Origin of the sequence: Streptomyces sp. NPDC056503, assembly GCF_042794995.1 — a bacterium.
GTDB lineage: Bacteria > Actinomycetota > Actinomycetes > Streptomycetales > Streptomycetaceae > Streptomyces.
In genome coordinates this window covers 1-1,470 of sequence record NZ_JBHTST010000275.1, presented here as the reverse complement: position 1 = coordinate 1,470, position 1,470 = coordinate 1, and the positions used below count along the sequence as shown (strand labels likewise).

Genomic DNA, 1,470 nt, shown 5'->3' with positions numbered 1-1,470 from the left:
GACACGCACCGGCCGCGGCTCCCGCGACGCGGGGCGGCGGCAGTCGAATCCCGATGGTTCCCGGTGACGACGGTGGGGCCTCAGCAGTCGCGGAGCTCCGGCGACTGGTTGAGCAGCTGGCCCCGTATCGAGGTGAAGCGGGCGAGCCTCTCGTCCACCGCCGGGTCCAGCGGGAAGACCGCCACCCGGTGGCAGTTCTGGAAGGCCAGACGCACTCCGAAGTGGCGCTGGAGCGCACCGCGGATCGCGTCGCTCGCCAGCGCGCGCAGCAGCTGACCGCGTGCCTGCTCGTTCGGCGGCGGCGTCTGGTTGTCGGCGAACTCTCCGCCTTCCACCTCCAGCTGGGCCACCAGAGAACTGATCATCTCCCACGCGAAGGGCAGGGAGGTCCGGACGCAGTCGACGAAGGCGGCTTCGTCGACCTCGCCTCGCTCGGCCTGTTCCAACAGTGCCGGTGAGACGTCGAGCGACATGGGTTCTCCTCTCGCGACCCCGCGGACGGGGCCTGTGCGGGCAGGGACGAGGGCCGGCGTACGCCACGCAGCGTGCACGGACGACGACCTCCAGCTTCCACGGTAAGCGCGCGGTGCTGCCCGCACCAGGAGAATGGGCACACAACAGGCCGATAACCGACGGGTGTTCGGCTCATGCCGATGCCCGAATCGCGTAGAAGGGCGCTCCTCTTGTAGCGTTGCCGACCATGCGTCTCGTCATTGCCCGTTGCTCCGTGGACTACGCGGGCCGGCTCACGGCCCATCTGCCCTCCGCGCCCCGTCTGATCCTGATCAAGGCAGACGGCAGCGTCTCGATCCACGCGGACGACCGGGCGTACAAACCGCTCAACTGGATGTCCCCGCCGTGCACCCTGAAGGAGGGCGCCGACGGCGACGCGGGCATCTGGACCGTGATCAACAAAGCGGGCGAGAAACTGATCATCACGATGGAGGAGATCCTCCACGACTCGTCGCACGAGCTGGGTGTGGACCCGGGTCTCATCAAGGACGGCGTCGAGGCCCACCTCCAGGAGCTCCTCGCCGACCGCATCGAGACGCTGGGCGAGGGGTGGACGCTGGTCCGCCGCGAGTACCCGACGGCGATCGGCCCGGTCGACATCCTCTGCCGGGACGCGGACGGCGCCACGGTCGCGGTCGAGATCAAGCGGCGCGGCGAGATCGACGGCGTCGAGCAGCTGACCCGCTACCTGGAGCTGCTCAACCGCGATCCGCACCTGGCCCCGGTGAAGGGCGTCTTCGCGGCCCAGGAGATCAAGCCGCAGGCGCGGGTCCTCGCCACCGACCGCGGGATCGGCTGCGTGGTGCTCGACTACGACGCCCTGCGCGGCATCGAGGACGACAAGCTGCGGCTGTTCTGAGGACGGCCGCAGGGCACTCGTACGACGCCGGGGGCCGGGGACCGTGTGCGGACGAACCGGGAGGTCGTGGGCCGGGTGGCCCGGCTGGCCGGGGCGTT

2 protein-coding genes are annotated in these 1,470 nt (G+C 70.1%); one reads left to right on the top strand and one right to left on the bottom strand.

Going from position 1 to position 1,470, the window contains the following annotated elements:
* Nucleotides 1-80 precede the first annotated feature (80 nt).
* Nucleotides 81-473, bottom strand: a complete 393-nt coding sequence (locus ACFQ8C_RS36995; protein WP_031006219.1) for an SCO5389 family protein — start codon at nt 471-473, stop codon at nt 81-83.
* A gap of 227 nt (nt 474-700) precedes the next feature.
* On the opposite strand from ACFQ8C_RS36995, the gene nucS reads away from it, so the two are divergent.
* Complete coding sequence (gene nucS, locus ACFQ8C_RS36990; protein ID WP_383466347.1) at nt 701-1,372, top strand: endonuclease NucS; 672 nt, start codon at nt 701-703, stop codon at nt 1,370-1,372.
* Nucleotides 1,373-1,470 lie beyond the last annotated feature (98 nt).

Coding starts and splice junctions, on each gene's coding strand:
- nucS (WP_383466347.1), top strand. CDS start 701: ATGCGTCTCGTCATTGCCCGTTGCTCCGTGGACTACGCGGGCCGGCTC.
- ACFQ8C_RS36995 (WP_031006219.1), bottom strand. CDS start 473: ATGTCGCTCGACGTCTCACCGGCACTGTTGGAACAGGCCGAGCGAGGC.